This window comes from Clostridioides sp. ES-S-0001-03, assembly GCF_020676075.1.
Taxonomy (GTDB): Bacteria; Bacillota; Clostridia; order Peptostreptococcales; family Peptostreptococcaceae; genus Clostridioides.
Window position 1 is genome coordinate 245725 of sequence record NZ_JACVWJ010000006.1, and the last position, 26244, is coordinate 271968.

At 27.2% G+C, this 26244-nt stretch carries 27 protein-coding genes and 3 riboswitches; of the genes, 8 read left to right on the plus strand and 19 right to left on the minus strand.

Annotation, left to right across the window (positions count from 1 at the left end):
- Nucleotides 1-11 precede the first annotated feature (11 nt).
- From IC174_RS14395 to recQ, 5 genes are all read right to left on the minus strand, one after another.
- Nucleotides 12-782, minus strand: a complete 771-nt coding sequence (locus IC174_RS14395; protein WP_227483241.1) for a thiazole synthase — start codon at nt 780-782, stop codon at nt 12-14.
- A 62-nt stretch (nt 783-844) separates the two neighbouring features.
- Complete coding sequence (gene thiF / locus IC174_RS14400; RefSeq protein WP_227483242.1) at nt 845-1648, minus strand: thiamine biosynthesis protein ThiF; 804 nt, start codon at nt 1646-1648, stop codon at nt 845-847.
- A complete protein-coding gene (gene thiS / locus IC174_RS14405) occupies nt 1641-1835 on the minus strand; it encodes a sulfur carrier protein ThiS (RefSeq protein WP_227433196.1) in 195 nt (64 codons plus the stop codon). The genes thiF and thiS overlap by 8 nt, the downstream gene beginning before the upstream one ends.
- A 48-nt stretch (nt 1836-1883) precedes the next feature.
- A complete protein-coding gene (thiC, locus tag IC174_RS14410; RefSeq protein WP_227433195.1) occupies nt 1884-3185 on the minus strand; it encodes a phosphomethylpyrimidine synthase ThiC in 1302 nt (433 codons plus the stop codon).
- 142 nt (nt 3186-3327) lie between these two features.
- Nucleotides 3328-3439, minus strand: a riboswitch (TPP riboswitch).
- Between the two features lie 88 nt (nt 3440-3527).
- Nucleotides 3528-6011 carry a DNA helicase RecQ gene (gene recQ, locus IC174_RS14415; RefSeq protein ID WP_227483243.1) on the minus strand — a complete coding sequence of 828 codons (2484 nt, stop codon included), beginning with the start codon at nt 6009-6011 and terminating at the stop codon, nt 3528-3530.
- 187 nt (nt 6012-6198) lie between these two features.
- Nucleotides 6199-6320, plus strand: a riboswitch (FMN riboswitch).
- 137 nt (nt 6321-6457) lie between these two features.
- Between recQ and ribD the strand changes: the two genes are divergently transcribed.
- The 5 genes from ribD to IC174_RS14440 all read left to right on the plus strand — a co-directional run bounded on the left by ribD (nt 6458) and on the right by IC174_RS14440 (nt 11005).
- The gene (ribD, locus tag IC174_RS14420) at nt 6458-7570 is read left to right on the plus strand and encodes a bifunctional diaminohydroxyphosphoribosylaminopyrimidine deaminase/5-amino-6-(5-phosphoribosylamino)uracil reductase RibD (protein WP_227483244.1); all 1113 of its coding nucleotides are present in this window, start codon (nt 6458-6460) and stop codon (nt 7568-7570) included.
- 31 nt (nt 7571-7601) lie between these two features.
- Complete coding sequence (locus IC174_RS14425) at nt 7602-8267, plus strand: riboflavin synthase (RefSeq protein WP_227483245.1); 666 nt, start codon at nt 7602-7604, stop codon at nt 8265-8267.
- A 23-nt stretch (nt 8268-8290) separates the two neighbouring features.
- Nucleotides 8291-9484, plus strand: a complete 1194-nt coding sequence (locus IC174_RS14430; RefSeq protein WP_227433191.1) for a bifunctional 3,4-dihydroxy-2-butanone-4-phosphate synthase/GTP cyclohydrolase II — start codon at nt 8291-8293, stop codon at nt 9482-9484.
- A 105-nt stretch (nt 9485-9589) separates the two neighbouring features.
- On the plus strand, nt 9590-10051 hold the full coding sequence (gene ribE / locus IC174_RS14435; RefSeq protein ID WP_227483246.1) for a 6,7-dimethyl-8-ribityllumazine synthase: 462 nt from the start codon (nt 9590-9592) through the stop codon (nt 10049-10051).
- A 525-nt stretch (nt 10052-10576) separates the two neighbouring features.
- Nucleotides 10577-11005, plus strand: coding sequence for a hypothetical protein (locus tag IC174_RS14440; protein WP_227433189.1), 429 nt, complete (start codon nt 10577-10579; stop codon nt 11003-11005).
- 211 nt (nt 11006-11216) lie between these two features.
- Here IC174_RS14440 and IC174_RS14445 read toward each other — a convergent pair whose 3' ends face one another.
- Nucleotides 11217-12668 carry an alanine/glycine:cation symporter family protein gene (locus IC174_RS14445; protein WP_227433188.1) on the minus strand — a complete coding sequence of 484 codons (1452 nt, stop codon included), beginning with the start codon at nt 12666-12668 and terminating at the stop codon, nt 11217-11219.
- A gap of 466 nt (nt 12669-13134) precedes the next feature.
- On the opposite strand from IC174_RS14445, the gene IC174_RS14450 reads away from it, so the two are divergent.
- Nucleotides 13135-14400: an ArsB/NhaD family transporter gene (locus IC174_RS14450; protein WP_227433187.1), complete on the plus strand. Its 1266-nt coding sequence runs from the start codon at nt 13135-13137 to the stop codon at nt 14398-14400.
- Nucleotides 14401-14438: 38 nt separating this feature from the next.
- Entirely contained in the window at nt 14439-14894 is a 456-nt protein-coding gene (locus tag IC174_RS14455) for a hypothetical protein (protein ID WP_227433186.1), read from the plus strand.
- A 137-nt stretch (nt 14895-15031) separates the two neighbouring features.
- On the opposite strand, the gene IC174_RS14460 is transcribed toward IC174_RS14455, so the two are convergent.
- The 12 genes from IC174_RS14460 to IC174_RS14515 form a co-directional block, all read right to left on the minus strand.
- Nucleotides 15032-15403 (minus strand): NifB/NifX family molybdenum-iron cluster-binding protein, encoded by a 372-nt coding sequence (locus IC174_RS14460; protein ID WP_227433185.1) that lies wholly within the window; start codon nt 15401-15403, stop codon nt 15032-15034.
- A 2-nt stretch (nt 15404-15405) separates the two neighbouring features.
- A complete protein-coding gene (locus tag IC174_RS14465; RefSeq protein ID WP_227483247.1) occupies nt 15406-15774 on the minus strand; it encodes an ArsR/SmtB family transcription factor in 369 nt (122 codons plus the stop codon).
- Nucleotides 15775-16062: 288 nt separating this feature from the next.
- The gene (locus IC174_RS14470) at nt 16063-16941 is read right to left on the minus strand and encodes an NAD(P)/FAD-dependent oxidoreductase (RefSeq protein ID WP_227433183.1); all 879 of its coding nucleotides are present in this window, start codon (nt 16939-16941) and stop codon (nt 16063-16065) included.
- Between the two features lie 15 nt (nt 16942-16956).
- The gene (trxA, locus tag IC174_RS14475) at nt 16957-17274 is read right to left on the minus strand and encodes a thioredoxin (RefSeq protein ID WP_227433182.1); all 318 of its coding nucleotides are present in this window, start codon (nt 17272-17274) and stop codon (nt 16957-16959) included.
- A 149-nt stretch (nt 17275-17423) separates the two neighbouring features.
- Nucleotides 17424-18656 (minus strand): sensor histidine kinase, encoded by a 1233-nt coding sequence (locus tag IC174_RS14480; protein ID WP_227433181.1) that lies wholly within the window; start codon nt 18654-18656, stop codon nt 17424-17426.
- Nucleotides 18646-19317, minus strand: a complete 672-nt coding sequence (locus IC174_RS14485; RefSeq protein WP_227433180.1) for a response regulator transcription factor — start codon at nt 19315-19317, stop codon at nt 18646-18648. Before IC174_RS14485 ends, IC174_RS14480 begins: the two co-directional genes overlap by 11 nt.
- A gap of 15 nt (nt 19318-19332) precedes the next feature.
- Complete coding sequence (locus tag IC174_RS14490; RefSeq protein WP_227433179.1) at nt 19333-20172, minus strand: hypothetical protein; 840 nt, start codon at nt 20170-20172, stop codon at nt 19333-19335.
- Nucleotides 20173-20197: 25 nt separating this feature from the next.
- A complete protein-coding gene (locus IC174_RS14495) occupies nt 20198-20836 on the minus strand; it encodes a DNA-binding protein (RefSeq protein ID WP_227433178.1) in 639 nt (212 codons plus the stop codon).
- A gap of 13 nt (nt 20837-20849) precedes the next feature.
- Nucleotides 20850-21578 carry a DNA alkylation repair protein gene (locus IC174_RS14500; RefSeq protein ID WP_227433177.1) on the minus strand — a complete coding sequence of 243 codons (729 nt, stop codon included), beginning with the start codon at nt 21576-21578 and terminating at the stop codon, nt 20850-20852.
- A gap of 162 nt (nt 21579-21740) precedes the next feature.
- Entirely contained in the window at nt 21741-22430 is a 690-nt protein-coding gene (locus IC174_RS14505) for a radical SAM protein (protein ID WP_227433176.1), read from the minus strand.
- 8 nt (nt 22431-22438) lie between these two features.
- Entirely contained in the window at nt 22439-23002 is a 564-nt protein-coding gene (locus tag IC174_RS14510; protein WP_227433175.1) for an ECF transporter S component, read from the minus strand.
- A gap of 1 nt (nt 23003) precedes the next feature.
- Nucleotides 23004-23972 carry a nucleoside hydrolase gene (locus IC174_RS14515; RefSeq protein ID WP_227433174.1) on the minus strand — a complete coding sequence of 323 codons (969 nt, stop codon included), beginning with the start codon at nt 23970-23972 and terminating at the stop codon, nt 23004-23006.
- 101 nt (nt 23973-24073) lie between these two features.
- Nucleotides 24074-24117: riboswitch (PreQ1 riboswitch) on the minus strand.
- Nucleotides 24118-24773: 656 nt separating this feature from the next.
- Between IC174_RS14515 and IC174_RS14520 the strand changes: the two genes are divergently transcribed.
- Entirely contained in the window at nt 24774-24956 is a 183-nt protein-coding gene (locus tag IC174_RS14520) for a hypothetical protein (RefSeq protein ID WP_227433171.1), read from the plus strand.
- A gap of 81 nt (nt 24957-25037) precedes the next feature.
- Here IC174_RS14520 and IC174_RS14525 read toward each other — a convergent pair whose 3' ends face one another.
- On the minus strand, nt 25038-25865 hold the full coding sequence (locus IC174_RS14525) for an N-acetylmuramoyl-L-alanine amidase (RefSeq protein ID WP_227433170.1): 828 nt from the start codon (nt 25863-25865) through the stop codon (nt 25038-25040).
- Between the last annotated feature and the right edge of the window lie 379 nt (nt 25866-26244).

Genomic DNA, 26244 nt, shown 5'->3' on the forward strand with positions numbered 1-26244 from the left:
ATCACCACTTTCTATAAATTGCCTAAAAAACCTGTTAAAGGAGAAGATGCATTTGCAAATTCTGATACACTTCCTGCTTTTGCTATATAAGCTTCTCGTCCACCTTCTACAGCTAACTTAAATGCTCTAGCCATTTGCACAGGGTCACCTGCTGAAGCTATAGCAGTATTAACAAGCACTGCATCAGCTCCCATTTCCATAGCTTCCATAGCTTGAGATGGTTTACCAATACCTGCATCAACTATTATTGGTATATCTAATTCATCTATCATTATTTTTATCATTTCTTTCATTTGAAGACCTCTATTTGAACCAATTGGAGCACCAAGAGGCATAACTGCTGCTGCTTTAGCTTCTATAAGTCTTCTTCCAGCATAAAGGTCTGGTGTCATATATGGAAGTACTATAAATCCTTCATCAGCAAGTATTTTTGTAGCTTTTATAGTTTCTTCATTATCAGGAAGTAAGTATCTAGTATCTGATATTACTTCTATTTTTACAAAGTCTCCACAACCCATTTTTCTAGATATTCTAGCTATTCTTACAGCTTCTTCTGCATTAGTAGCTCCTGATGTGTTTGGAAGTATAGTCATTTCTTTTGGAATATATGTTAAGATATTTTCTTGTTTATTATCTAAATCTACTCTTCTAAGTGCCATTGTTATTATTTCGCTTCCACTTTCTTTGATTACTTTAGGCAATATATCATTTGAGCCATATTTACCTGTTCCAACCAATAATCTGCTATTGAATTCATGTCCTCCAAGTACTAATTTATCCATTTTCTTTCCTCCCCATCTTATTTTTTTCAATTTTCAATCTTTTTATTTTCTGATTCACGTATTTATATATCTATAAGTATTTTTGTTGCCAAATTTGCCATATGATTTGCACAAATAGCAACTCTTGGAGCCATAAGTCCCTCTCCAATTTTAGCTTCATTTACAAAATCTCCACATATATAAAATCTATCTCTTATTTTCTTAGTAGTTATTATATTTGAATCATAGTAACCTGCCATACCTGATGATGCTATCAAATATTTATCTTTCAAATTTATTAAGATATAATTACAAACTTGTGCTTTACATGAAGCATCATCAAAAGCTTCAATTATCAAATCTGCCTCTTTAAGTATATCCATATTATATTTATTTAAAAAAATATTTTGCTTTTTTAATTTTATAAATGGATTAATTTTTGTTATATTTTCAACCATAGCATCTGTTTTTAGTTTTCCTATATCATCTATAAAGTATTGCTGTCTATTTAAGTTAGATGGCTCCACAACATCATAATCTATAAGTAGAAGTTCTCCAACTCCAATTCGAGCTAAAGAGATAGCTATATTGGACCCAAGTCCACCTAGTCCCAATATAGCAACTCTTCCTTTTTTTAATTTATTATGCACATTTGGAGTATGTCTAGCTATCAACAAGCTTTCTAACTCATCAAAAGAAGGTTTAACCCCTTTTTGTATAAGTGTTAATTTATCATTTTCAGAAAGGGGAATGTCAGCTTTAATTGGATATCCATTCAACACCAATACATCACATTTATGATTATATTTATCTCTAACTTTATAGGCAGTTGTATTTTTTTCAACATCTGTTAATACTTCATTTACAAATATTTTTATTTTAACCACCTCCAATAAAGCTAATAAGTTCTACAACATCTTCATCCTTTAATATATATGTATTGTAATTGGATTCTTCAATTATTTCTAGATTTATCTCAACTACAACTCTATCGCTCTTCAAATTATATTTATTCAACAAATCTATAACAGTTAAGTTTTCTTTGAATTCAACATTCTTTCCATTAACCTTCACTAAATCACCTCCTCATTTTGACTTTATTCAACTAATGCTCTGCACAAATTATATTAAATTAAGTTCCTCATTGTTTAATATTTTTTTAACTGTTCTCATTGAACACATTTTTCCACACATAGTACAACTATCTTCATGAGTCGGAGTTGACTCATCTCTATATCTTTTAGCTTTTTCAGGGTCTATTGCAAGTCTAAACATTTCACACCAATCTAAATCTGCTCTAGCTTTACTCATTTTGTTATCCCATTCACGAGCTCCTTTAACATTCTTAGCTATATCTCCTGCATGAGCAGCTATTTTAGCAGCTATTATCCCTTCTTTCATATCATCTAAATTAGGTAATCTTAAATGTTCTGCTGGAGTTACATAGCATAAGAAGTCTACTCCTTTAGCACATGCTAATGCTCCTCCTATTGCACTAGTTATATGGTCATAACCTGGGGCTATATCTGTAACCAATGGACCAAGAACATAAAAAGGTGCTCCATGACATAGTCTTTTTTCTAACACTACATTTGCTTCTATTTCATCAATAGCCATATGACCAGGTCCTTCTATCATGACTTGTACATTTCTTTCCCATGCTCTTTTAGTAAGCTCTCCTAATACTACAAGTTCTTGAATCTGAACTCCATCTGTAGAATCTTTTATACAACCAGGTCTACATGCATCCCCCAAACTTAATGTAACATCATACTCTTCACATATATCTAAAATCTTATCAAAATTAGTATAAATAGGATTTTCTTTATTATTTAACTCCATCCAAGCAAATAATAGTGAACCTCCACGAGATACTATATGAGTTAATCTTTCATGATTTTTTATCTTTTGACAAACACTTCTAGTAAGACCAGCATGTATAGTAATAAAATCAACTCCGTCAATAGCATGTTGTCTTATTACATTTAAAAATTCTTCTTCTGTTATATCCTTTAGTTCTTTTTCTAAATACCCTACTGCATCATACATAGGAACCGAACCTATCATTGCAGGTGACATTTCAACAACTTTTTCTCTAAATTCTCTAGTTTTTCCATAGTTACTCAAATCCATTATTGCTTCAGCTTTCATGTCTATTGCCACTTTAACTTTTTCAAGTTCATTTTCTATATTCTTACAATCTCTTGAAATTCCTAAGTTTACATTTATCTTTGTTCTTAAATTTTTACCTACACCTTCTGCACTTAAGGATTTATGATTTTTGTTAGCAGGTATAACAACTTGTCCCTTTGCTATTAATTCTCTTAATTCATTTACATCTACTTGTTCCTTTTGAGAAACGATTTCCATTTCTTTAGTTATTATGCCTTTTCTAGCAGCATCCATTTGCGTTGTATAATTCATATTACATTCCTCCAAGATTAAAGTTATAGTTTTTAACAATAAAAAAAGTGCTTTTCCTTGTTTTGGAAAGCACTCTTATAATCATATATACACTTAGACAAATTTCTCACTATGCAGAATAATTTATCTATTTATATAACAAAATTATATTACAAAGCTTCCCTTCGCAAGCATTATCTTGATCAGGTTATTAGGGTTTGTAAGTTACGGCTTTATCTCTCAGCTAGCCAATTCTAGCGCCCCTAGCTCTAAATTTTTATCATTTTTACAAATTCAGTATAACACAGCAAAAATATTAGTTCAACATAATAATACAAATTTTATATTTTAATCCAGCTAACTTTACTCCAATGATGCACCTTTTTTCGAATTTTCAAGATAAGATTTAAGTATAACAGCCCTTATATTTTCATACTTTATTGAATCTGGAAGTTTTCTTTTTATGTTATTTAAATTTTCATAACCTACTTCTTCACATACTTCTAAAATCATCTTCCTTTCATCTTCACTATAAAAATTTTCTAAATCTAATGTAAATGATATACTTTGCCCATCTTTTAAATAATCATATACATATCCAATAACTGTAGATAGGGAGACTTCTATTTCTTGACTTACACTTTGTATATCCTTACCTTGATTTAACAAATCTAGTGCTATTTCATTGTTTTTTCTGCTTTCTCCATCTAGTATCAATTTTCTTTTTTTCTTTTTCTCCCAAGTAACATCAATACTATTTTCTTTTACATAATGTTTAACTTCATCTAAAATACTAGCCCCATACTTTTCAATTTTTACTTCACCTATACCAGAAATATCCTTTAATTGTTCTTTATCAATAGGATATCTTCCACTTATTTCTTTCAAAGCCTTATTAGTTAAAATCATGTATGGAAGTAATTTTTCTTTTTTAGCATATTCTTCTCTAATATTTATTAGCCTTTCATATAAAGCTTTATCTGTATTAACTTCAAGAAATTCACTATTGACATTCATTAAATCGACATTTTTTTCTTTGTCTTTTTTATCTATATTGTTTTTTTCGACATATTCTTTGATTAGTGTTTCAAAATCTTCACCATATTTTTGATATTTAATTTCTCCTACTCCAGATATATTTAGCATTTCTTCTTTATTGACTGGATAACTACTAGACATAGCTCTAAGTGTTCCATCTCCAAAAACCATATATGGAGCTATTCTTTCTTCACTTGCAATTAAGTGTCTTAATTCTCTTAAAGCACTATATAATTCATCTTCTATTTCTAGAGATTTTGTCATTACAATTTCCTTAAATTCTACCTTTACCTCGCCCTTCAAAACTTTCATAGACATATCATTTAATCTTATAGTTGGGTAACTTCCTCTGTTTCCGCTACCTAAAGTTTCGACTAAATCTAAAAAACCATGAGAAACTAATGTATTTATAAAATTCTTCAAGTCTTCACTTGAATAATCTCTCATAATATTATATGTAGACAAAGTATCTAAACCAAGTTGTAAAATTTTTTTGTTTTTAGACCCTCTAAGTACATCTACAATAGTAGTAACACCATAACTTCTTTTCATTCTAGCTACACATGAAATAACTTTTTGAGCATCTATAGTTTTATCCACTATTTCTCCTTCAACTAAACAATTACTACAGTTATTACAGTTTTCTATATAATTTTCTCCAAAGTAATTTAATATTGTCCTCCTATAGCATGAATTACTATAAACTAAATCAATCATATGCTGAAGTTTTTTATGTTGAAATAATTTTCTTTCAGGATTTTCAACACCAATATCTATTAAATATTTTTGTATATGTACATCTCCTGGAGAAAATAAAAGTATACATTCACTTTTTTCTCCATCCCTACCAGCTCTCCCTATTTCTTGGTAGTAATTTTCTACACTTTGAGGCATATTGTAGTGTATAACCCATCTTATATTGGGCTTATCAATACCCATCCCAAATGCATTTGTTGCTATCATTATATCTATATTATCATTTATAAAATCTTCTTGATTCTTATTTCTTTCATTTTTAGATAAACCTGCATGGTATTTTGATACAGATATATTTCTCTTTGCCAAGCCATTATAAATATTTTCAACTTCTTTTCTAGTAGCTGTATATATAATTCCAGACTCATTTTTATGATTTTGAATATAGTCCAAAATATATTTATTTTTACTAGATGATTTCACTATATTTATTGCTAGATTTTCTCTATCAAACCCTGTTATGTAACAATCTGGACTCTCTAAACACAATAAATTTATTATATCAGCTCTTACCTCTTCTGATGCAGTAGCTGTAAAGGCTGTGACTATAGGTCTTTTAGACAAACTATTGATAAACGTAGAAATCCTTCTATAACTCAGTCTAAAATCATGTCCCCATTGAGATACACAATGTGCTTCATCTATTGCAATTTGACTTATGTCATTATTATTTATTAGTTCAAGAAATTCTTGGGTATCTAATCTTTCTGGAGCAATATAAAGTATTTTATAAGTATTTTTTCTAATATTACTTAATATTTCATTAAATTCTTTGTTTCCCAATGAACTATTTATAAAAGCAGCATTGATTCCCATGGCTTTTAAAGCATCTACTTGGTCTTTCATAAGAGATATAAGTGGTGAAATCACTACTGTCATCCCATCTAATATCAATGCTGGAAGTTGATAACATATAGATTTTCCTCCTCCAGTTGGCATTATAGCTAATACATCTTTTTTATTCAAAATAGAATTTATTATGGACTCTTGGCCTTTTCTAAAACTTGTATATCCATAGTATTTTGATAATATTTCTAAAGGTTTTTTATTCATATATTTCTCTCCCAATTCAAATTAATTAAACTTCTTTTCTGATTATGTTCAAATTTTTATTTTTATATTCACAATCGCATTATTCCAAAGTTTCTAGCTGTTATATATTATATATTAACATATATTTTTAAAAAAATAGTTTGCAAAGTAAAATAATTTATGATACATTTTAAATATAAATTTAATACTTAATCTTCGGGGTAGGGTGAAATTCCCAATCGGCGGTATAGCCCGCGAGCTGAGTTAAAACTTGGTTGATTTGGTTAAATTCCAAAGCCGACAGTAAAGTCTGGATGGAAGAAGATATATACTAAATAAGTGTTTTTGTAGAGCCGTTTTGCTATACATTTATACAATATTTATTGTAGATTATTCTAAACCCCGAGTTAATTCTCGGGGTTTTTTGTTTGAAAATTATCTAAGTTTAAATAGGAGGTGTAAATATTGTGAAATTTATAAGTCAAAAAGAGAAAGATATTTATTATATGAAAAAAGCTATTGAATTAGCCAAAAATGGAGAAGGTTTTGTAAATCCAAATCCATTAGTGGGATGTGTAATCGTTAAAGATGATGACATAATAGGTAAAGGATATCATGAGAGATTTGGCTCTAATCACGCTGAAATAAATGCTATAAATAGTGCTAATCAAAGTTTAAAAGACACTACCCTTTATGTAAATTTAGAACCCTGTTCTCATTATGGCAAAACACCTCCTTGTGTAGATAAAATTATTCAAAATAAGATTAAGAGAGTCGTAATATCTACATTAGACCCAAATCCAATCGTTTGTGGTAATGGAGTAAAAAAACTAAGAGACAATAACATTGATGTTACTGTAGGTATATTAGAAAAAGAAGCAAAACAATTAAATGAAATATTTTTTTACTATATAAAAACAAAAAAACCTCTTTGTATTGTAAAATCAGCAGTAAGTTTAGATGGCAAGATTGCCACAAAATCGCTAGAATCAAAATGGATATCTAATGAATCATCAAGATATCTAACTCATAAGTATAGAAATAAATATCAAGGTATAATGGTTGGGATAAACACAGTTTTAAATGATAATCCATTGCTAACTTGCAGACTTAACCAAGAAAATGTATCTCACCCTGTAAGAATAATAATAGACACAAACTTAAAATTGCCAGTTGATAGCAAATTAGTTAAAGATAAAAACAATAAAACTATAGTTTTTACGTGTTGTGAAGATAGTGAAAAATCATTAGTTCTAAGAAAAAATAATATTGAAGTAGTACTTTCTCCTAAAAAAAATAATATAGTAGATTTAGAATTTGTAATGTATAAATTAGGAGAATTAAAAATTGATTCTGTTTTAGTTGAAGGTGGTGCTACACTTAATGACAGTCTATTTAGAAACAATTTAGTTGACAAAGTCAAATTGTTTTTATCACCTAAAATTATAGGTGGAAAAGATGCTCCTACTTTCGTTTCTGGAGATGGAATAGATTACTTATCAGATGCTATACAATTAGAAATTAAGAATGTAACTTTAATAGATGGCGATATTTTGGTAGAGTCTGATGTTTTAAATTAAATTTATAAATATACACGTCTAGGAGGTTAAAATGTTTACTGGCATAGTAGAAGAAGTTGGAATACTTAGAAAAATTACTGCTAATGGCAAAAGTGGAAAAGTCACCATACAATCAAATAAAATACTAGATGGTACAAATCTTGGAGATAGTATTGCTGTAAATGGAGTTTGCTTAACTGTTTCAAGTTTAGGTAAAAATGAATTTACTGCTGATGTCATGATGGAAACAGTCCGTTCCACAAATTTAAGTTCATTAAATCCAAGTGATGAAGTAAATCTTGAAAGAGCTATGAGTCTTTCTTCTAGATTTGGTGGACACCTAGTAACAGGTCATGTTGATAGTAAAGGTACTATTTGTAAATTTGAAAAAGATGAAAATGCAGTTTTAATAAGCATACAACCGTCCAAAGAACTTTTATCAACAATGATACACAAAGGTTCTGTTGCTATTGATGGTGTAAGTCTAACTATAGCTTATTTAGATGATGAGATATTTAAGGTTTCGGTTATACCTCATACTAAATTTAACACTACTCTCTTGACAAAGAATATTGGAGACTTTGTCAATTTAGAAAGTGATGTAATTGGAAAGTATGTTAATAATTTTCTTGTAAAAAACTACAAGGAATTAAATTCTAATAGTAGTAACTATAAATCAAATATAGATAAAGAATTTTTATTTAAAAATGGTTTTTAAAAATAATAAAAGGAGTGAATTACATGTTTAACACTATTAAAGAAGCTATTAATGATATCAAAAATGGAAAAATGGTAATCGTAGTTGATGATGAAAGCAGAGAAAATGAAGGAGATTTATTGATGGCAGCTGAAATGGCTACACCTGAGACAATAAACTTTATGGCTACATATGGTAGGGGCCTTATTTGTCTTCCTGCTACTGAAGAAAAATTTAAAAGTCTAAATATACCTCTTATGGTTAAAGAAAATACAGACACATTTCAAACTGCATTTACTGTCACTATAGATGGAATAGATACTTTAACAGGTATATCTGCATATGAGAGAGCTGAAACTGTCAAACTATTCTGTAATGAAAGTTCCACAAGTAAAGATTTTAAAACACCTGGACATGTATTTCCATTAATAGCAAAAACTGGAGGTGTCCTAGTTAGAGATGGTCACACAGAAGCTTCTGTAGACCTTGCTAGACTTGCAGGATTTAAAGAAATTGGTCTTATCTGCGAAATAATGAAAGATGATGGTACAATGGCAAGAGTTGATGATTTAATGATATTTAAAGAAAAACATAATTTAAAAATAATTACTATAAAAGACTTGATAGAATATCGAAAAAGAAATGAAACCACTATAGAAAAAATTTCTAGTGCTTTTCTTCCAACAAAATATGGAAATTTTGAAATAATAGGATATAAAGATATTTACTCAAATGAAGAACACATTGCCCTTACTTATGGAAATGTAAATGAAGAAAATACACTAGTCAGACTTCATTCTGAATGTTTAACAGGTGATGTATTTCATTCTTTAAAATGTGATTGTGGATTACAGTTAGAAACTTCTATGAAAAAAATTGTAGAAAATGGAAGTGGTGTTTTAATTTATATGAAACAGGAAGGCAGAGGTATTGGGCTTTTAAATAAAATTAAAGCTTATAAACTTCAAGAAGAAGGTTATGATACTGTTGAAGCAAATTTAATGCTTGGATTTGAAGAAGATATGAGGGATTTTTATATCGCTGCTCAGATATTAAAAAATTTACATATAAAAAGTATAAACCTTTTAAGTAATAATCCTGACAAAATAAATCAATTGGAAAAATATGGAATAAAAATTGAACATAGAGTTCCTATTAATGAAGAAATTAATGATTTTAATAAATTATATCTGAAAACTAAGAAGGATAAAATGGGACATCTATTAGATATTATATAGCTAATGGTATTTAATTTTTATTCTACTAAGTAATTTTATTACAATAATATGCATATATACTAAAAATATAGATTTATAACCTAAATAAAATTGGAGGAAATAAAAATGATATATGAAGGAAAACTTATTGGAAAAGATTTAAAAATAGGTATAATAAACTCTCGTTTTAATGAATTTATAACATCAAAACTTTTATCTGGTGCTCAAGATTGCCTTTTAAGACACGATGTTACTCAGGAAAATATAGAAGTGGTTTGGGTACCTGGAGCTTTTGAGATTCCTCTCGTTGCTCAAAAAATGTCTAAGAATGGTAAGTATGATGCGATAATATGTTTAGGATGTGTTATAAGAGGTGCTACTTCTCATTATGATTATGTATGTAGCGAAGTATCTAAAGGCATTGCAAAAGTATCTTTGGATAATGAATTACCTGTTATATTTGGAATAGTAACAACAGAAAATATTGAACAAGCTATTGAAAGAGCTGGCACAAAAGCTGGAAATAAAGGATATGATTGTGCTATGAATGCACTAGAAATGGCAAACCTATTTAAGGTTCTAGATTAAATACCTTTATTGATTAAATAGTGGAAATTAAAATAGAGACTATAAAATACTATTAAGTACCAATATGGCAAAGCATACTTGTCTTTTGGTACTTAATAATTTTAAAGATAATTATCTATTTGAACAACCTTACCCATATCTTCATATTCATTAGAAATACCAACACTATTCACGTATATTTTGAAATTAGAATATATACAATCATTATGTAAATTTTTAAGGACACAAGATAGATTTTTAGTGTTAAATTCCCTGTAATCTAGGAAATATAAGTTAATAATAAAAAATACTTTTAAAAGCTTAAAATAACTACAAATATAAATCTAAATATAAAATACCATAAATTTGTACATATTACTATCAAAGCTATCGTTTTTATTTATAGCATATATTAATGTTATATTAATTATCTATTTTATTATTTTCTCGATTAATTATACAATATAATTAAGTAAGCAATAATAAACTATAAATGAACACCATAATTTAATGGTTGTTTATTGAATATTTATGGGGGACTGAATTATGAAAACAAGTTCAATACAAGATTTAACACTAGAAAAACGTAACCTTATAAAAAAATATTCTCTTACTTTGAATGAAGATTTAATTTGGGAATTTAAACACGATAAATACCACACTGTAAAATACTTCACACACAAGTTTGCAGTTAAAGAATCTATATTTGCTCTTTTATTCAATATACACAGATTATGTTATGCTAAAATAAAATACTTTGAATCAAATTTTTCAAAATATGAACCTTATAAATACAACTATCAAGAAGGATTTGTTAAATGTGAAATATATGATATGAGTTTTATGTTGCATAAATATAGCAACATGATGATAGACTTAAGAAATTTACAAGAAATCAAAAATATAGAAGAGTTTAGATTATTTTGTGATTACTTAGAAAGCTTTGAAGATAACTTACAAGATTTAATTGTGTAGTATTTAAAAAGAGAGGTTTTAATATATTATTTATGATAACTAAATTATATTAAAATACTAAAAACTCTTAATAAAATATAATATACTTGATATAAAAAAATATTACTGGAATTAAAAATTCCAGTAATATAAGTTAACTAAAATACTATATTCACATAAATTAAATACATTCTAATCTATCAAAATTACTTTATAATTTTCATACTACTTTTTATCCTAAACGTTCATCAGATAATTCAGTATGCCACTCTGATACATTTTCCAGTCCTTCTATTTCATCTGCAATAAATACAGGGTCTTTTATTCCAGATTTTTTTTGGCTTGTATAGTCTTTTAAAGCAATAAATGCGTACTTACCTAAAAGAGTTATTGCTATTAAGTTTATTATAGCCATCAGTGCCATAAATAAATCTGCTAAATTCCAGACTACTTCTACTTGAGTAAGAGAACCAAATAAAACCATACCTACAACGAAAACTCTAAATACATTAAGTTTAATTTTACTTCCACTCATAAACTCCATATTTGATTCTCCATAGTAATAATTTCCTACTATAGAACTAAATGCAAATAAGAATATACAAACTGCTATAAAAATATTTCCTATTGGACCTATATGGTGAGTTAAAGCTTCTTGAGCTAATTCAATTCCTGTTGCTCCACTACTAGCATAATCTGAATATAATAATACCATGAATGCTGTACAACTACATATAATTATAGTATCTGTAAAAACACCTAGAGATTGGATTAAACCTTGTTTTACAGGGTGAGTTACATGTGCTGTTGCAGCAGCATTAGGTGCACTACCCATTCCTGCTTCATTAGAAAATAAACCTCTTTTTACTCCAGTCATTACAACTCCCATAAATGTACCAATTGCCATTCCTCTAAAATCAAATGCGCTTTCTACTATTAATGATATAACTCCTGGTATTTCTGTTATATTCATTACAACTATAGCTAAAGCAACTAATATGTATAATCCTGCAAATACAGGAACTATTATTTCTGAAACTTTTGCTATTCTATGAACACCACCAAAAATAACTATTGCTGTTAAAATTCCAAGACCTATTCCCATAGCCATTTTACTTATACCAAATGCATTATTAAATGCCAATGAAACAGTATTTGCTTGAACTGCATTGAATACAAATCCATAACAGATAGTTATAAGTATTGAAAATAAAACACCCATCCATCTTTTATTTAAACCTTGTTCCATATAATAAGCTGGTCCACCTCTAAAAGCTGGTCCATTCTTAACTTTATAAATTTGAGCCAATGTACTCTCCACAAAACTTGAAGCAGAACCAATTAAAGCTATAAGCCACATCCAAAATACAGCACCAGGACCTCCTGCTACTACTGCAATTGCTATCCCTGCTATATTTCCAGTACCAACTCTTGAAGATGTACTTATACAAAAGGCTTGAAATGAAGATATTTTTCCTTCTTTTTTTGCATTTTTATTTGCTGCACCATCACCTAAAAGCCTAAACATTTCTATAAAATATCTGAATTGTACAAAATTTGTTTTAATAGTAAAGTAAATACCAATTACAACTAACATTATAATTAGAATATAAGACCATAAGTAATTGTTTACAAATACTACTGCATTGTTAATGCCTGTTAAAATACCATTTAAAAAATCCATTTTATTAATTACCCCCTGTTAATATTGTTTTCTCAATAAATCTTAAAATCAAAAAAATGCATAATTCCTTGTGAAAAATTCATTAATTTAATTATAATATTTATAAAATTAAATTACAAGGTTTAAAATGAATAATTTCTTTAATAAATTGCAGTTTTATCTTTGAATTCAACTTTATTTTATTAATTTTATAACTTAGATGTAATTAATACTTTATATTGCTTATCAAATACAATAAATTATACTTTTGAAGTATATTTTTTCGTTTGTCGTTTAATATTATAAGTAATGATATGATTTTAAAATTTATTTAAATAACAAAAATTTTCTCTAAATTCTGTTAATTTTTTAAAAACTTTGTTAAATAATATACTTTTATACATCCATTGAAAAAACTAGAAAAAAGTAATACTATATATAGTACTAGCATTAGACACAAAAGAATACAAATGGAGGTACTTATATTATGGAATTTCAACAAATAATAGCTATATGTATATTTTTAATAGTTATGGCAGCTATTATTACAGAAAAGGTAAACAGATCTGTAGCAGCGGTTGGTGGTGCACTATTAATGATAATATTCAATATACTTACACTTGATGAAGGATTAAGCCATATAGACTTCAATACTATTGGAGTATTGGTTGGTATGATGCTATTTGTTGCTGTTGTTAAAAACTCAGGACTATTTGAATATATAGCTATTTGGACTGCAAAAAAAGCTAAAGGTGATCCATGGAGAATAATGATTTGTTTTGCTATTATAACAGCTATTTTATCTGCTGTATTAGATAATGTTACTACTGTTTTACTTATAGGTCCAATGACTATAGTTATTACACAAATTCTAGGACTTAATCCAGTTCCATTTTTAATAACACAAATTTTAGCTTCAAATATCGGAGGTACATCTACTCTTATAGGTGACCCTCCAAATATTATGATTGGTAGTGCTGCCAATCTTAGTTTCATGGATTTTGTAATAAATTTAGGACCTGCTGTTATAGTAATACTTATTATAACAATAATATGTTTTAAATTTATTTATGGAAAAGAACTTGTTGTAGATGATAAAGCCAAAGAAGTAATATTAAAGCTTGATGAAAAAAAATCTATTAAAGATAAACCCTTACTTATAAAAAGTCTTCTTTTAATAGCATTTATACTCTTTGGTTTTATGTTTCATAGCACAATCCATATAGATTCTTCTGTTGTAGCATTAACTGGTGCATCTATAATGCTTCTTATAGGAAAACAAGATGTAGATGAAATTATGGCAGGTATTGAATGGTCTACAATCTTATTCTTTATGGGATTATTTGTAGTAGTTGGTGGATTAGTAGAAGTGGGTATAATAAATAAATTAGCTCAAGCATTGATTGGACTTACAGAGGGCCATATTGTATTTACAATGTTATTAATATTATGGTTATCAGCAATAGTTTCTTCATTCTTAGATAATATTCCGTTTGTTGCAACATTAATTCCACTTATTTTGACTATGCAAGCTGAAGGAATTGATGTAATGCCACTATGGTGGGCAACATCCCTTGGAGCTTGTCTTGGAGGTAATGGGACACTTATTGGAGCCTCTGCCAATGTTGTACTAGCAGGTATAGGCAATAAGCATGGTCATCCTATATCTTTTAAAGAGTATTTTAAGATAGGTTTTCCACTTATGATTATATCTATTATTATATCTACTGTTTATTTAATTATAAAATTTTAGAAAATATAGTATAATAGTATTAAAGGGGATGTGTATATATGAATATTAATACTGTTCAAGGAGATTCAATTGAAGTTCTTTTAAGACAACTTGGAGCTACAAAAATATCAAAAGTAAGTAGTACATTATATTTTATTAAGTTTGATTTAGGAGACAACTGGGAAATATCTTATACTTATAATATTAATGCTAAAGATCAATATTTTTTACAAAGAATTGAACCATATCCTATTGGTAGAGGTCTATTTAATGATGAATATGAAATAATATCATTTATATCAAAGGATTTAAACAAATTTCTAAATGCTAAAAATAGTAGTAACTTTAAAACTTTTGTTGAAGTTACTAGAAAAGTCAATTCTATTATTGATAATGTAGAAGAGTTATTTTTAAACTATAATGTAGATGGAGATGATTTAAAAACACTCAATAAAGAACTTAACGATATATTAAATGATATTAACTATATAGAAAAGCATACAAAGAAAATCTAAAGTAAGATACTTATAAATTTAAGGTTATATATAAAAACTTTGTACAACCTCAAAATTTAATACTAAATATAAAGAATCTTATTTGTTAAAATGATAAAATAGCTGATGAAGCATATGCTTCATCAGCTATCTTGTTTTTAATGATGCCCACATCCATCGTGTGAACAAGTATGATTTGATGGAAATTCTACTAATTTTCCATCTTTAAGTAAGTCCAAATTACCACTGATAGTATCAGCTTCAGCTCTATAAACTTTTATTCCCATACTATTTAATTTAACTATGGCACCTTGCCCTATTCCTCCAACTACTACTGCATCTACAACTGTACCTGATAATGCTTTTATTGGTTGGCATTTCCCATGTTCATGACCTAAATCTCCATTGTCTAAAGATTTAACTTCTCCACTTTCTAAGTCACACACAACAAAGATTGGTGCAGAACCAAAATGACCATATGGTTTACTATCTAATCCTTTATTTTCTTCTACTGGTATACATACTTTCATTATTATTTCTCCCTTCTCTTGCAACATTTTTTCATAGATTTACATTCTTTACTGCATCCTAGATGTATTGTATTTATATCAAATACATCTATAAAGCTTTCACTAGAATTACTTAACATAGAATTTATAAAATCCATACATATGTTAAACACTTCTTTGTTAATATGATATAAAACATAGTATCCTTCTTTATATCCTGTTATTATGCCAATTTCTTTTAATATTTTTATATGTTGTGAAACAGCAGAATCTGAAATTCCTAAATATTTAGAAATTCCTTTTTGGCAGATATTTCTTTTAGATACTAATATAAGTATGTTAAGTCTAGTTTCATCACTCAATGCTTTAAATATTTTAACCAAATTTTCCATAAAGACCTCTTTTTGATTAAGTAATTACTTAATTAAATTATAGTACTCTTAATTAGATTTTTCAACTATTATTTTGAAATTTTGGAACTTATTATAAATAATTCTAATTATTTCTATATATATTTCAATTGCCAATTTAAATCTATCAAAATAAACATACCTAGAGATACATCTCTAATGTATCTTGAAGTAAAATAATAATATACAAATAAAAAACTGTCTAAAATAATTATATTATTTTAAGACAGTTTTTTATTTGTATATTTAAAAATTTACTTACTAATTATACTAAGCTCTTTTTAATTTATCTAGATAATAAACAGCATTTAATGCTGCTATTTGACCTTGCCCAGCTGCTTTGATATAAGAATAGGGTTTACCTACACAGTCTCCTGCGGCAAAACATCCTTCTATATTAGTTTTCATATTATTGTCAACCTTAATATGGATACCATCAATTTCTATTCCAGGAATCAATGTACTTGGAGCTGTGCTATCTTTTATAACGAATACTCCATCAACTTCAATATGATTTTCTTTAAAAGATATCTTATTTACAAGTTTATCTCCATCTATTTGCACTGGTCTATCATGTATAATCTCAATAGAATCATCTAAATTATCTGAACTTCTCATAAGGTTTTCTTTTTTATACATAGGTATAAAATAAGTTTTTGAAGTAAGTTCACTTAAGAAATTTGCCTCTTCTTTAGATTCTTCATTATATCCTATAACTGCTACTTTTTTATTTCTATAAAGTGGTGCATCGCATGTAGCACAATATCCTACTCCTCTTCCTAGAAATTCTTCTTCACCTTTTATTGGTCTAGTATATTCTACACCAGTTGCAAGGATTACAGTAGTAGCTTCATACATATCATTTCCAGACATTATTGCAAAGTATTCTCCCATAGCATAAATATTATTTATTCTTTTATTTTCAATTGAAATATCCATGTTATCTATATGGGATTTAAATTTGTCTTTTAATTCATCTCCACTTATATCATAAAAACCTAAATAATTATCTATTGAAGGAGCTTTAACAAGCTTATTGCTTAAATTATCATTGCCAAACATAATCATTGTTTTATTTCTTATTTTTGCATTTATAGCAGCAGATAATCCTGCTGGACCACTACCTATTATAGCTATGTCATATCTCATAATATTCACCCATTTTTATAAATATGATTTTACTTTCATCTCAATTTTGTTCTTAGGCATAAATCCAATTAGAGTTTCAACTGGCTCTCCATCTTTAAATATAATCATAGTTGGTACTGTAGATACACTAAATTGTTGAGCTATTTCTAAGCTTTCATCTATATCAACTTTTACAAATCTAGCTTCGTCTTTCATCTCTTCGCCTAATTCTGCAAATACAGGTCCTAACATATTACAAGGTCCACACCAAGTTGCAAAGAAATCTACTACAACTACTCCTTTACTACCTTCAACACTACTTCTAAATTCAGATGTATTTATAATTTTTGCCATTTTTTTAATCCTCCTAAAAATTTATTATCCTTATAATTATACTATGAAATTTATAAATATAATTTTACTTTTATAAATTCTTTTATATTTTATTTTATACTATTAGTATACCCATTCTTTATTTGTAAAAACAGATTTTTATATTTTTATTATTTTAATTTTTTTGGTATTGATATTTCAAATGTAGTTCCAATACCTATATCAGAAGTTACATCTATTTCGATAGATAAATTCAAGCTAATCATATGTGCTATTGAAAGACCTATTCCAGAACCTTCTAAATCTTTATTTCTCACATTTTCACTTCTAAAAAATCTGTCAAATATAAAAGGCATTTCTTCTTTTTTTATACCTATACCAGTATCTCTTATAAGTAATGTTACTTCATCTTCCACATCTTCTTTTAATTCTAATACTATCTCATCACCTAGTTTAGTATATTTAAAAGCATTATCAATAAAAATTAATATAAGTTGTCTCAATTTATTTTTATCTGTTATTATAACTTTATTCTTTAATTCAGAGTTAAATGTAAATTTTTTTTCTTGAAACTCAGCAATATCCACATAATCTTCTGATATTTCTTCTAGTAATTTTTCTAAATCAATTTCCTCCAAGTTAACTTTAACAATAGAATCTTCCTTAGTAAGAGATAGTAAATCCGTTATCATCTTTTTAAGTCTTCTAGTTTCTTTCATTGCAGTAGCTATTGTTTCAACTTCATCATTTACTGTATTTTCTGGAGATTTTAACATACTTTCTAATTTTGATGAAACTATTGTTATTGGAGTCCTTAACTCATGTGAAGCATCTTGTATAAATTTAGCTTGGTTCCTCCAAGCAGTCTCTATTGGAATTAATGCTTTTCGAGTAAGATATACAGCTACAAAGTATGTTATTATAACAGAAATTAGTATTCCAATTATAAGTACAGATGTCAACTGTTTTAAAGAATTCATCTCTGAGTCAATGTTTCTGATTATTTGTATCTGATATCTGCCCACATCCACATTTAATTCTCTAAATGTATAACCATTTTCTGTATATTTAAAAAATGTATTTTTCTTATCTAGTCTTCTGTCTGGAAGTAATTCATCAAAATATTCATTTTGAGTATAGTAACTTATTCTGTCATTCTCATAAACATATACCATATCTTTAGGGTCTTTAAGTCTTATTGGGTTTAAAAATGAGGTTCTCTTAAATTGAGAAACTATATACTCCAGTTCATCATTGATTTCACTATCAATTCCACTATATGTAAGACCTCTAAAATATGAATATATAAATATAGAAAATATTATTAAAAAACTACCCACTACAACAATGTACATTTTTATCAAATGGTTTTTAGTGCTGGTAAATACATTCTTATTTATCATCGAATATGTATCCTACCTTACGCTTAGTTTTAATATATTTATCATATCCATATTTACTTAGTTTTTTTCTCAGATTACTTACATATACCTCTACTATTTCAATAGTTGCATCTGAATCAATTCCCCATATTCTATCATAAATCTGTTCTTTTAATAAAATTGAACCTTTATTTAAAACAAAATATTCCAATAAGTTAAACTGTTTATTTTGAAGTTTTATTTCTTCTTCTTCAATATACACTCTTTTTTCTAATGTATCTAGATATAAAGATTTAAATTCTAATCCATTTCTTTCTTTTATTTTTCCATTAGTCCTCAATATGGCATATACTCTTGCTACTAGTTCCTCCATATAAAAAGGTTTTGTTAAATAATCATTAGCTCCTATAGTAAATGCTTCTACTTTATCATCTAATGCTTCTTTAGCAGTCAATATAAGTACAGGTGTATCTATATTATTGATTCTCATTTTCTTCAAAATATCAATTCCATTTATATTAGGAAGCATTAAATCTAAAATAACTAAATCATATATATTTTGATTTATTAAATATAATGCTTCTTCTCCATCTTCACACTTTTCAGTTTCAAAATGATTACTAAGTTCTTCTACTACACTTTCTAAAAGCACCCTATTATCTTCAACTATCAAAACCTTCATAAATATCCCCTACCTTTACTTGTCTATCTTGACTTTATGAGATTTCAAATCAATATCTACATTTGCTTTTTCTTTTATATCATCATAAGTATATCCTACTATTTCAACATTCTTTGCTTTTGTTGAACATGTTATATCTATATCTGTTTCTTCTGAAGCCTTCAAAACTTTGTATGATGGTACACGACTTACTGTCAAGTATTCCCCATTATCATTAACTTCTGCCGTCTTAAGGATAATATTTCCTAAGTCTTTTGATGATGAATTCTTTACTTTTATTTGATATGTAATTCCCTCTTTTGACTCATTTACTTTTTTAAGTTCTGAAGTAGATAATACTTCATACTGACTACTATTTTCTAGCTTAATTTTATTGTTTCTTATATCAATAGTATTTTCTTTTAAATTAACATATACAATTTTACCCTCTGCTTCATATTCATATGCATAGACTTCTACACTTTTGGCAAAAGTTTTATGTCCACATTCTACATAAGCAACTTTCCCAGGCATTAAAGTCATATCTAACAGAGATTTACTATCAGATGAAGTAATTTTTTTATTATCATCGTATTCATTATATATTAGTTCAACATTCGATATATTAAATGTTGAATTATTTTCTATCTTTGTGGATGTATCTATTTTTCCACCTTCATCTACAGTTATAATCTCTGTTGCTCCTATATTCAATACTTTTGCATTGTCCTTATCTATTGTTACTTCATTATTGTCTTCTGCTTGAATCTCAACTGAATCAGATTGTTCTTCTTCCCTTTTACATGCAGTCAGTGTAAAAATAAATATTGTTAATATAATCATTAAAAAAATTAATTTTTTTACTATTTTATTCATATTAAGCACCTCATATAGTAGTATTTTATAGTAGATTTTTATACTTTTTCATAAATTCCTTCAATGCTTGTGTAAGTATTTGGTGTTTTTCAAAATTTGAGTTGCTACATAATCTTTCAAAGTCACTCCAAGTTTCTTTATCTATACGTACTCTTGTTGTTTTTAATTCACTTAAAGATTCATTATCTATATGTACATCTTTTTTATTAGATATTTTTTTAGGTTTTATATTATAATCCTTCACTTCTAAATACCAATCATACACTTCACAAAGCTTATCTAAATCTTCTTGAGTTATATTTATTTTTCTGTCTTTTTTAGGTTTAATATTTTTTCTTGATTTTATATTTTTTAAATCTGTGTCGTTAAACTCAATTTGTTCAATACTCTTATTTAAAACCTTTTCATTAGATTTCTTCTTTTTGGTGCTTACCTTTTTTACATTATTAGTGTTATCTTCCTTAGTTTTTTCTTTATCCAAATCTTCTTTATTCTTTAATTCGTCTTTTAATATGTATTTACCTTTTTCTGACTTATATCCTTTTTTATTTAAAAAAGTTCTTAAAGTACTTTGACTAATTTTTAGATTTTGAGCTATCTCTGTAAATTTGATTCCTTTACTTTGAAATTCTAAAAATTTATCAATTCTTTCCTCATTATTCATTAATACTCCTCCGTCAATATCTTCTTGTCTTTCTTTTCATACTTCTTATTATATTCTTCTTTTCTAAATCTACTCTGTTTGATTCAACTATTTTTTGTAACATTTTATTATAAGTAAAATCATCTAAATTATTGTTTTTTATATAAAGAAGTGTTTCTTCTTCATACTTAACAAAACAAATTGACAATAGCCATGCCATACCCATTTTAACATAATATTCTTCACTTTGTATATTGTTACAGTATTCAAAAATATCTTTAATATGTTCATCATCAACATAATATATTAAAAACATAACTAATGCAAATCTAATCTCCCACGGATTTTCTGAACAAACATATTTTTTTAATATATCATACATGTATTCTTTATAATTACTTGTACATTTTAGTCCAGAACAAAATCCATCACAAATTGCCCAATTACTAATTTTAGGTACAAATTTTTTTATGTAATATAAAATCTCTTCAAAATTACTATTTATATTGCCAATCACCATACCCTGTAACATAACTTCTTCATAATAAGTATCTTCTGCTACTTCTAAAAATTCTTTCCAGTTGCCTTTACTTATTTCTTTTGACAACTTTCTTAAATTAGGAATTCTAATACCTATTATATTTTCTGTTCCTGGTATAAGTTTCTTATTAAAATCTCTATACTTAACATCTTGCATAGATTTCATATACTCTAAAAATTCGATATATTCCAATTTATCCCATTTTTCCCTACTAAGCATCATTTATTTACTCCTTAGTTCCTTTTTTCTTATTGTAACATAAAATTATATAAAAAAAAGCTTCTACATATCAGAAGCTTTTTCAAAAATGTACTAAATTTTTCAATTTAAAATTTAAATTAAATTAAGCTTTACTACAGCATAATATCTCTTTAGAAAATCTTACTAATCTCCCACACCGAAGTCTGTATTATTGTATAAAACTTCTATATTTGGATTTTCATTTAAAAATTCATACTTATTAATAAACCATTTAACCAACTCTTCATCTCTTTTTATTTTAGAAGAATTGTTTATAAAAACATTCACAGTTGCTTTTTCAAAAGTATTTAGAATAATATCCATGTCATTATCTATCATTTCTTTAGTCTGTCCTTTGATTCCAACCATAATACAAGGCGAATCAAAATATTCTTTTACATCTTCTGGAGTTTTAAATCTTGCATTCTTATTTAAAAAATTATTTCTAAAATCATAATCAAATGTTTCAACCCCAATTTTAAATATTATAGGGATTTCAAAATAATCTCTCATTTCCTTTAGTCTATTTTTGTAGGACCAATGACTTTCTAAGAATAGTTTTTTTATATTTTTTTCTTTTATAATCTTCTTTATTCTCTCTAAAGTATCTTTAGGTATTTCAAAACAGCTACCAGAATTTATGACTTCAAGAACTCCATATTTTCCAGTTATATTTTTTAAAACTTCAAAGTTTACTTTGTTCATTTCTTCTTCCAAATTAGAATTATCATCTATATAATCACAAAAAGAACATCTTCCCCATATACATGGAAAGCTTTTAAGTAAAACTATTTCTCTTTGATTTTTATTTATTATCTCACTATATCTATCCATATTCTCTCCTATCTTTCTCCAGTTAATGATACTTTTAAAGTCTTTGGAACTGCATTTAATCCCAAATTTACCAAAACAACAGCAATTAATTTATCTGTATAATCTGTGAACACTTGAGTTATAAACACACTAAATACATCTCCAAGCCCTAGTACTTTTAAAATTTGAACTATATAAGAAGAACCCGATGATGTCACCCCGCCAAACAAAAAAGCTGAAATTACTGAGCTTACTATAGATGTTGGTATGGCAAACAACAATACTCCTAATGGAGTTTTTAAACCAGTTAAGAATTTCTTTTTAAAAGCAATACCAGCAAGTAATCCTGTTGATATCTGAACTGGTGCAAAATAAAGAGAATATACATCAAATGTAACTCCACTTATTAAACTTCCAAACACACCTGTAATAACAGCATATTTAGGCCCCAAAAGTGAAGCTATCATTATAGTTCCTATTGAATCTAAATATATAGGTAGCCTCAGCCCCATAGCTATAAACGCACCTACTATATTTATAGAAATCCCAAAAGCTATAAGTGTAATAGTTTTGACACATATTTTTCTTTTCACACTATATCACTCCTTCCACAGAGTCTATAATGTTTTCATATCCTTTAAAAAGTCTTTTTAAAAACATATACATAAATTTCTTTTCATCAACCTCATTTAAAATAATCGCATTAGCATGTTTTTTGTAGAAATTAAATGAGTCTACTATGGATTGCCCCATAGCTATTCCATCTTCCACAATTTCTACATATGATTCAAATCCTTTACATATACTTCTGTCTATAAAATATGCCACTGCTAGAGGGTCATTTATTACACAACCTATTATTCCTTCTTGCTCCCAATGAAAATCAATATAAAATCTAGTGATTTCAGTTATATATTTTGCCATTTTTTCATCAAGTCTATTTATAAACTCAATAATATTAGGAGTAAGTACAATTTTTCTAGTTACATCTAAACCTACCATGTGAATTTTTTTAGATAAATTCTTGTAAACATAATCTGCTCCATGTGGGTCTACCCAATAGTTAAATTCTGCTACTGGAGAACAATTTCCATGAATTTTAAAAGCTCCTCCCATAGATACAAATTCATCAAGATTTTCAAAGGCTTTTTTATCTTTCATAAGTGCTTTAGCTATGTTTGTAAGTGGTGCAAGTGCTATTATAGATACTTTTTCACGATTATGTAAAGTATTTATTATAAAATCTACTGCTCCATTTTTTGCTTTAACTTCTGTCACTTTTTGATAAAAATTTTCTCCTATACCATCTTCTCCATGTGTATCTTGAGCTGTTACAAGTGTTCTTTTTAGTGGTGCTTCTTCTCCTATATATACTGGAATATTTAGTGAAGAACACATTTGAAGTGTTTTTAGTGCATTTTCTGCACCTACATTTGCTGGTACGTTACCACAACATGTGGTAATTCCAATTACTTCTAGCTCTGGTGAGTTTAAAGCCAAAAGGATTGCCAAAGAATCATCAATTCCTGGGTCACAATCAATTATTACTTTTCTTTTTTCCATATTACTATCCTCCTTGATTTGTGGTCGAGGAGAACTACACATCTTTTTTCCACTTTCAAAAAGGTGTGTCTAAGGGTATTAATTATATACTGCCACTATATAATTCCTTAGTTTTTTATACTTGGAGTTCTCGAACAAGTACAGATGTTAAGTTTAGTTATGATTTTAAGTCATTTATTATAACCTGTCAATCAACTAAAACCTTTCAAACACCTGATTTACTAACTACAAAAACACTGTTTGTAGTTTAAAAGAATTTATTATATTTTTATGTGTCTCATTAAAGCATGCTTAAATAATAAACAAACTTTAATAAAATGTGGCACGTTTAAACCGATTATTATTATACAACAATATTATAAATATTACAATTAATACCTTTAATTAAATTTACATATAAAATTTATGCATTTGACATTGCTAACGTATTCAATGTAAGTATAGAAGAAGTTTTTGAATATATAAAGGATTAGTAACTATTCTCTTCTTAAAATTTTTGCTCTACTTTTCTTAAATAGATTAAAACTAATACAATTTGGTGATTATATGAAAAGAAAACTTTCAACACGCTTTTTTGGATATATTTGGTTTGTTCATATTCTTTTTAGTGGCTTTTATATTAAAAAATTAGTACTAGATACTATGATAGGAATAATAATTCAACCAGTTTTACAGTTGTAATATCCAGTTTTGCATATACACTTGTAAAATATATTAAAGCGAAGTATTATACATATATATTTTCAAATAAAATAATTTATTTTATTTACTGAATATTTTTATTTTTTAGGGGGATGTATTGTGTTTAAAGACAAAATTGATGAATGTGTTCATATAATGACTGCATACATTGTTAGTTTAAAAGAATACTATTCATTTATAGAAACTCAGATTGATGATTTTATTAAAAGATATGGAGAAGATATTGTAGAGTCTTGTCTTCATAGAATTATGATTTTATTATGTGAATGTGGTTTGGCATAAAATTTAATTCATCAAAAAGAATAAGAAGAATTTTATATAAATTCTTCTTATCTAAATATTTAATTTAATAAAGATTTTAAATTACGCTTTTTCTTTTATAAATGCTCTTACTTTATCCATTGTTGACCACACATCACTATCATATATTTGTGTAAATTTTTCTCCTGTGCTCTTACTCATTTCTTCCATCTTGCTACAAGCACCTCCGCCAATAACATACAAATTTTCTGTTTTATATGGCTTATAATCTTTTATATCTGTTACTAAACAGCTTTCATCTTTTCTTTTATAATATAACCCTATTATTTCTGCTGAAACTCTATCATCTCCACTATAAACTATTGTATGTTTAATCTGCTTGATATCTCCACCATTTATATTATTATTTAATACGCCTTCTACGATTAACTTAGCCACACCCTCATATCCAAGTTTTTCTGCTTTCTCATAATCCTCTTTATTGTCACAAAAAAAACTTTCTATTAATATAGCAGTAGGTTTTGAACTATTTAGAATATACAATCCTTTATCTAATTTGGCTCCTCTATTTTTAAATACCATACCTAATTTATTACATATTCTAGTTGCATATTCTAAACCTTTATTACTATAATATAACACTTCTGAGCCTTTTCCTTGACCATCACTTGCATTTAAATGTAACTCTATAAGTAAATCATATTCTCCATTATTAACTTTAGGTATTTTATAAGACTTTTCCTCATTTTTAGAACTAAACTGTTTTTCAGGGCATATTATTACGCTTACTGTATGCCCTTTTTTCCTAAATATATCTGCTAATATTGGTGCCAATAATTTGTTATACTGATATTCATTAACTAATCCATCAGCAGAAGTACATGCACCATTTTTTAGAATACTGTGTCCTACTGTAATACATATTTTCATAACATTTTACTCCTTTAATTAAATTTTATCCATGTATATGTCCCATAATAATGAAAATCTAAATTTATATAAATCATTCATCTTCATAAAAAAAATAATTATCATTTTATTTTTTATAAAAATATCACAAATATTCTTAATATTCAATATATAATACATAAGTGGTAATCTAAAACGCATAACTAGACAAAAACATTTTTATTTTCATTTATTTTCATCTGATTTGATAAACTTTTATGTGATTCTACTATATAATCTCTATTGTCTATTTTTATTTAAAAATTCGTAAAATTATTAATTGATAATACTTTTTTTAACTATAACACTTTTTTATCATTTATATATTTTATAAATACTCTGTTTTAATTTTTTTATGTTA

Coding starts and splice junctions, on each gene's coding strand:
- ribE (WP_227483246.1), top strand. CDS start 9,590: ATGATATATGAAGGAAAACTTATTGGAAAAGATTTAAAAATAGGTATA.
- IC174_RS14500 (WP_227433177.1), bottom strand. CDS start 21,578: ATGATGCTTAGTAGGGAAAAATGGGATAAATTGGAATATATCGAATTT.
- IC174_RS14470 (WP_227433183.1), bottom strand. CDS start 16,941: ATGAGATATGACATAGCTATAATAGGTAGTGGTCCAGCAGGATTATCT.
- IC174_RS14495 (WP_227433178.1), bottom strand. CDS start 20,836: ATGAATAATGAGGAAAGAATTGATAAATTTTTAGAATTTCAAAGTAAA.
- recQ (WP_227483243.1), bottom strand. CDS start 6,011: ATGAATAAAAAACCTTTAGAAATATTATCAAAATACTATGGATATACA.
- trxA (WP_227433182.1), bottom strand. CDS start 17,274: ATGGCAAAAATTATAAATACATCTGAATTTAGAAGTAGTGTTGAAGGT.
- IC174_RS14505 (WP_227433176.1), bottom strand. CDS start 22,430: ATGGATAGATATAGTGAGATAATAAATAAAAATCAAAGAGAAATAGTT.
- IC174_RS14430 (WP_227433191.1), top strand. CDS start 8,291: ATGTTTAACACTATTAAAGAAGCTATTAATGATATCAAAAATGGAAAA.
- IC174_RS14440 (WP_227433189.1), top strand. CDS start 10,577: ATGAAAACAAGTTCAATACAAGATTTAACACTAGAAAAACGTAACCTT.
- IC174_RS14485 (WP_227433180.1), bottom strand. CDS start 19,317: ATGAAGGTTTTGATAGTTGAAGATAATAGGGTGCTTTTAGAAAGTGTA.
- IC174_RS14480 (WP_227433181.1), bottom strand. CDS start 18,656: ATGATAAATAAGAATGTATTTACCAGCACTAAAAACCATTTGATAAAA.
- IC174_RS14450 (WP_227433187.1), top strand. CDS start 13,135: ATGGAATTTCAACAAATAATAGCTATATGTATATTTTTAATAGTTATG.
- IC174_RS14460 (WP_227433185.1), bottom strand. CDS start 15,403: ATGAAAGTATGTATACCAGTAGAAGAAAATAAAGGATTAGATAGTAAA.
- IC174_RS14525 (WP_227433170.1), bottom strand. CDS start 25,865: ATGAAAATATGTATTACAGTAGGACACAGTATTCTAAAAAATGGTGCA.
- IC174_RS14490 (WP_227433179.1), bottom strand. CDS start 20,172: ATGAATAAAATAGTAAAAAAATTAATTTTTTTAATGATTATATTAACA.
- IC174_RS14515 (WP_227433174.1), bottom strand. CDS start 23,972: ATGGAAAAAAGAAAAGTAATAATTGATTGTGACCCAGGAATTGATGAT.
- IC174_RS14445 (WP_227433188.1), bottom strand. CDS start 12,668: ATGGATTTTTTAAATGGTATTTTAACAGGCATTAACAATGCAGTAGTA.
- IC174_RS14395 (WP_227483241.1), bottom strand. CDS start 782: ATGGATAAATTAGTACTTGGAGGACATGAATTCAATAGCAGATTATTG.
- IC174_RS14425 (WP_227483245.1), top strand. CDS start 7,602: ATGTTTACTGGCATAGTAGAAGAAGTTGGAATACTTAGAAAAATTACT.
- IC174_RS14455 (WP_227433186.1), top strand. CDS start 14,439: ATGAATATTAATACTGTTCAAGGAGATTCAATTGAAGTTCTTTTAAGA.
- thiC (WP_227433195.1), bottom strand. CDS start 3,185: ATGAATTATACAACGCAAATGGATGCTGCTAGAAAAGGCATAATAACT.
- IC174_RS14465 (WP_227483247.1), bottom strand. CDS start 15,774: ATGGAAAATTTGGTTAAAATATTTAAAGCATTGAGTGATGAAACTAGA.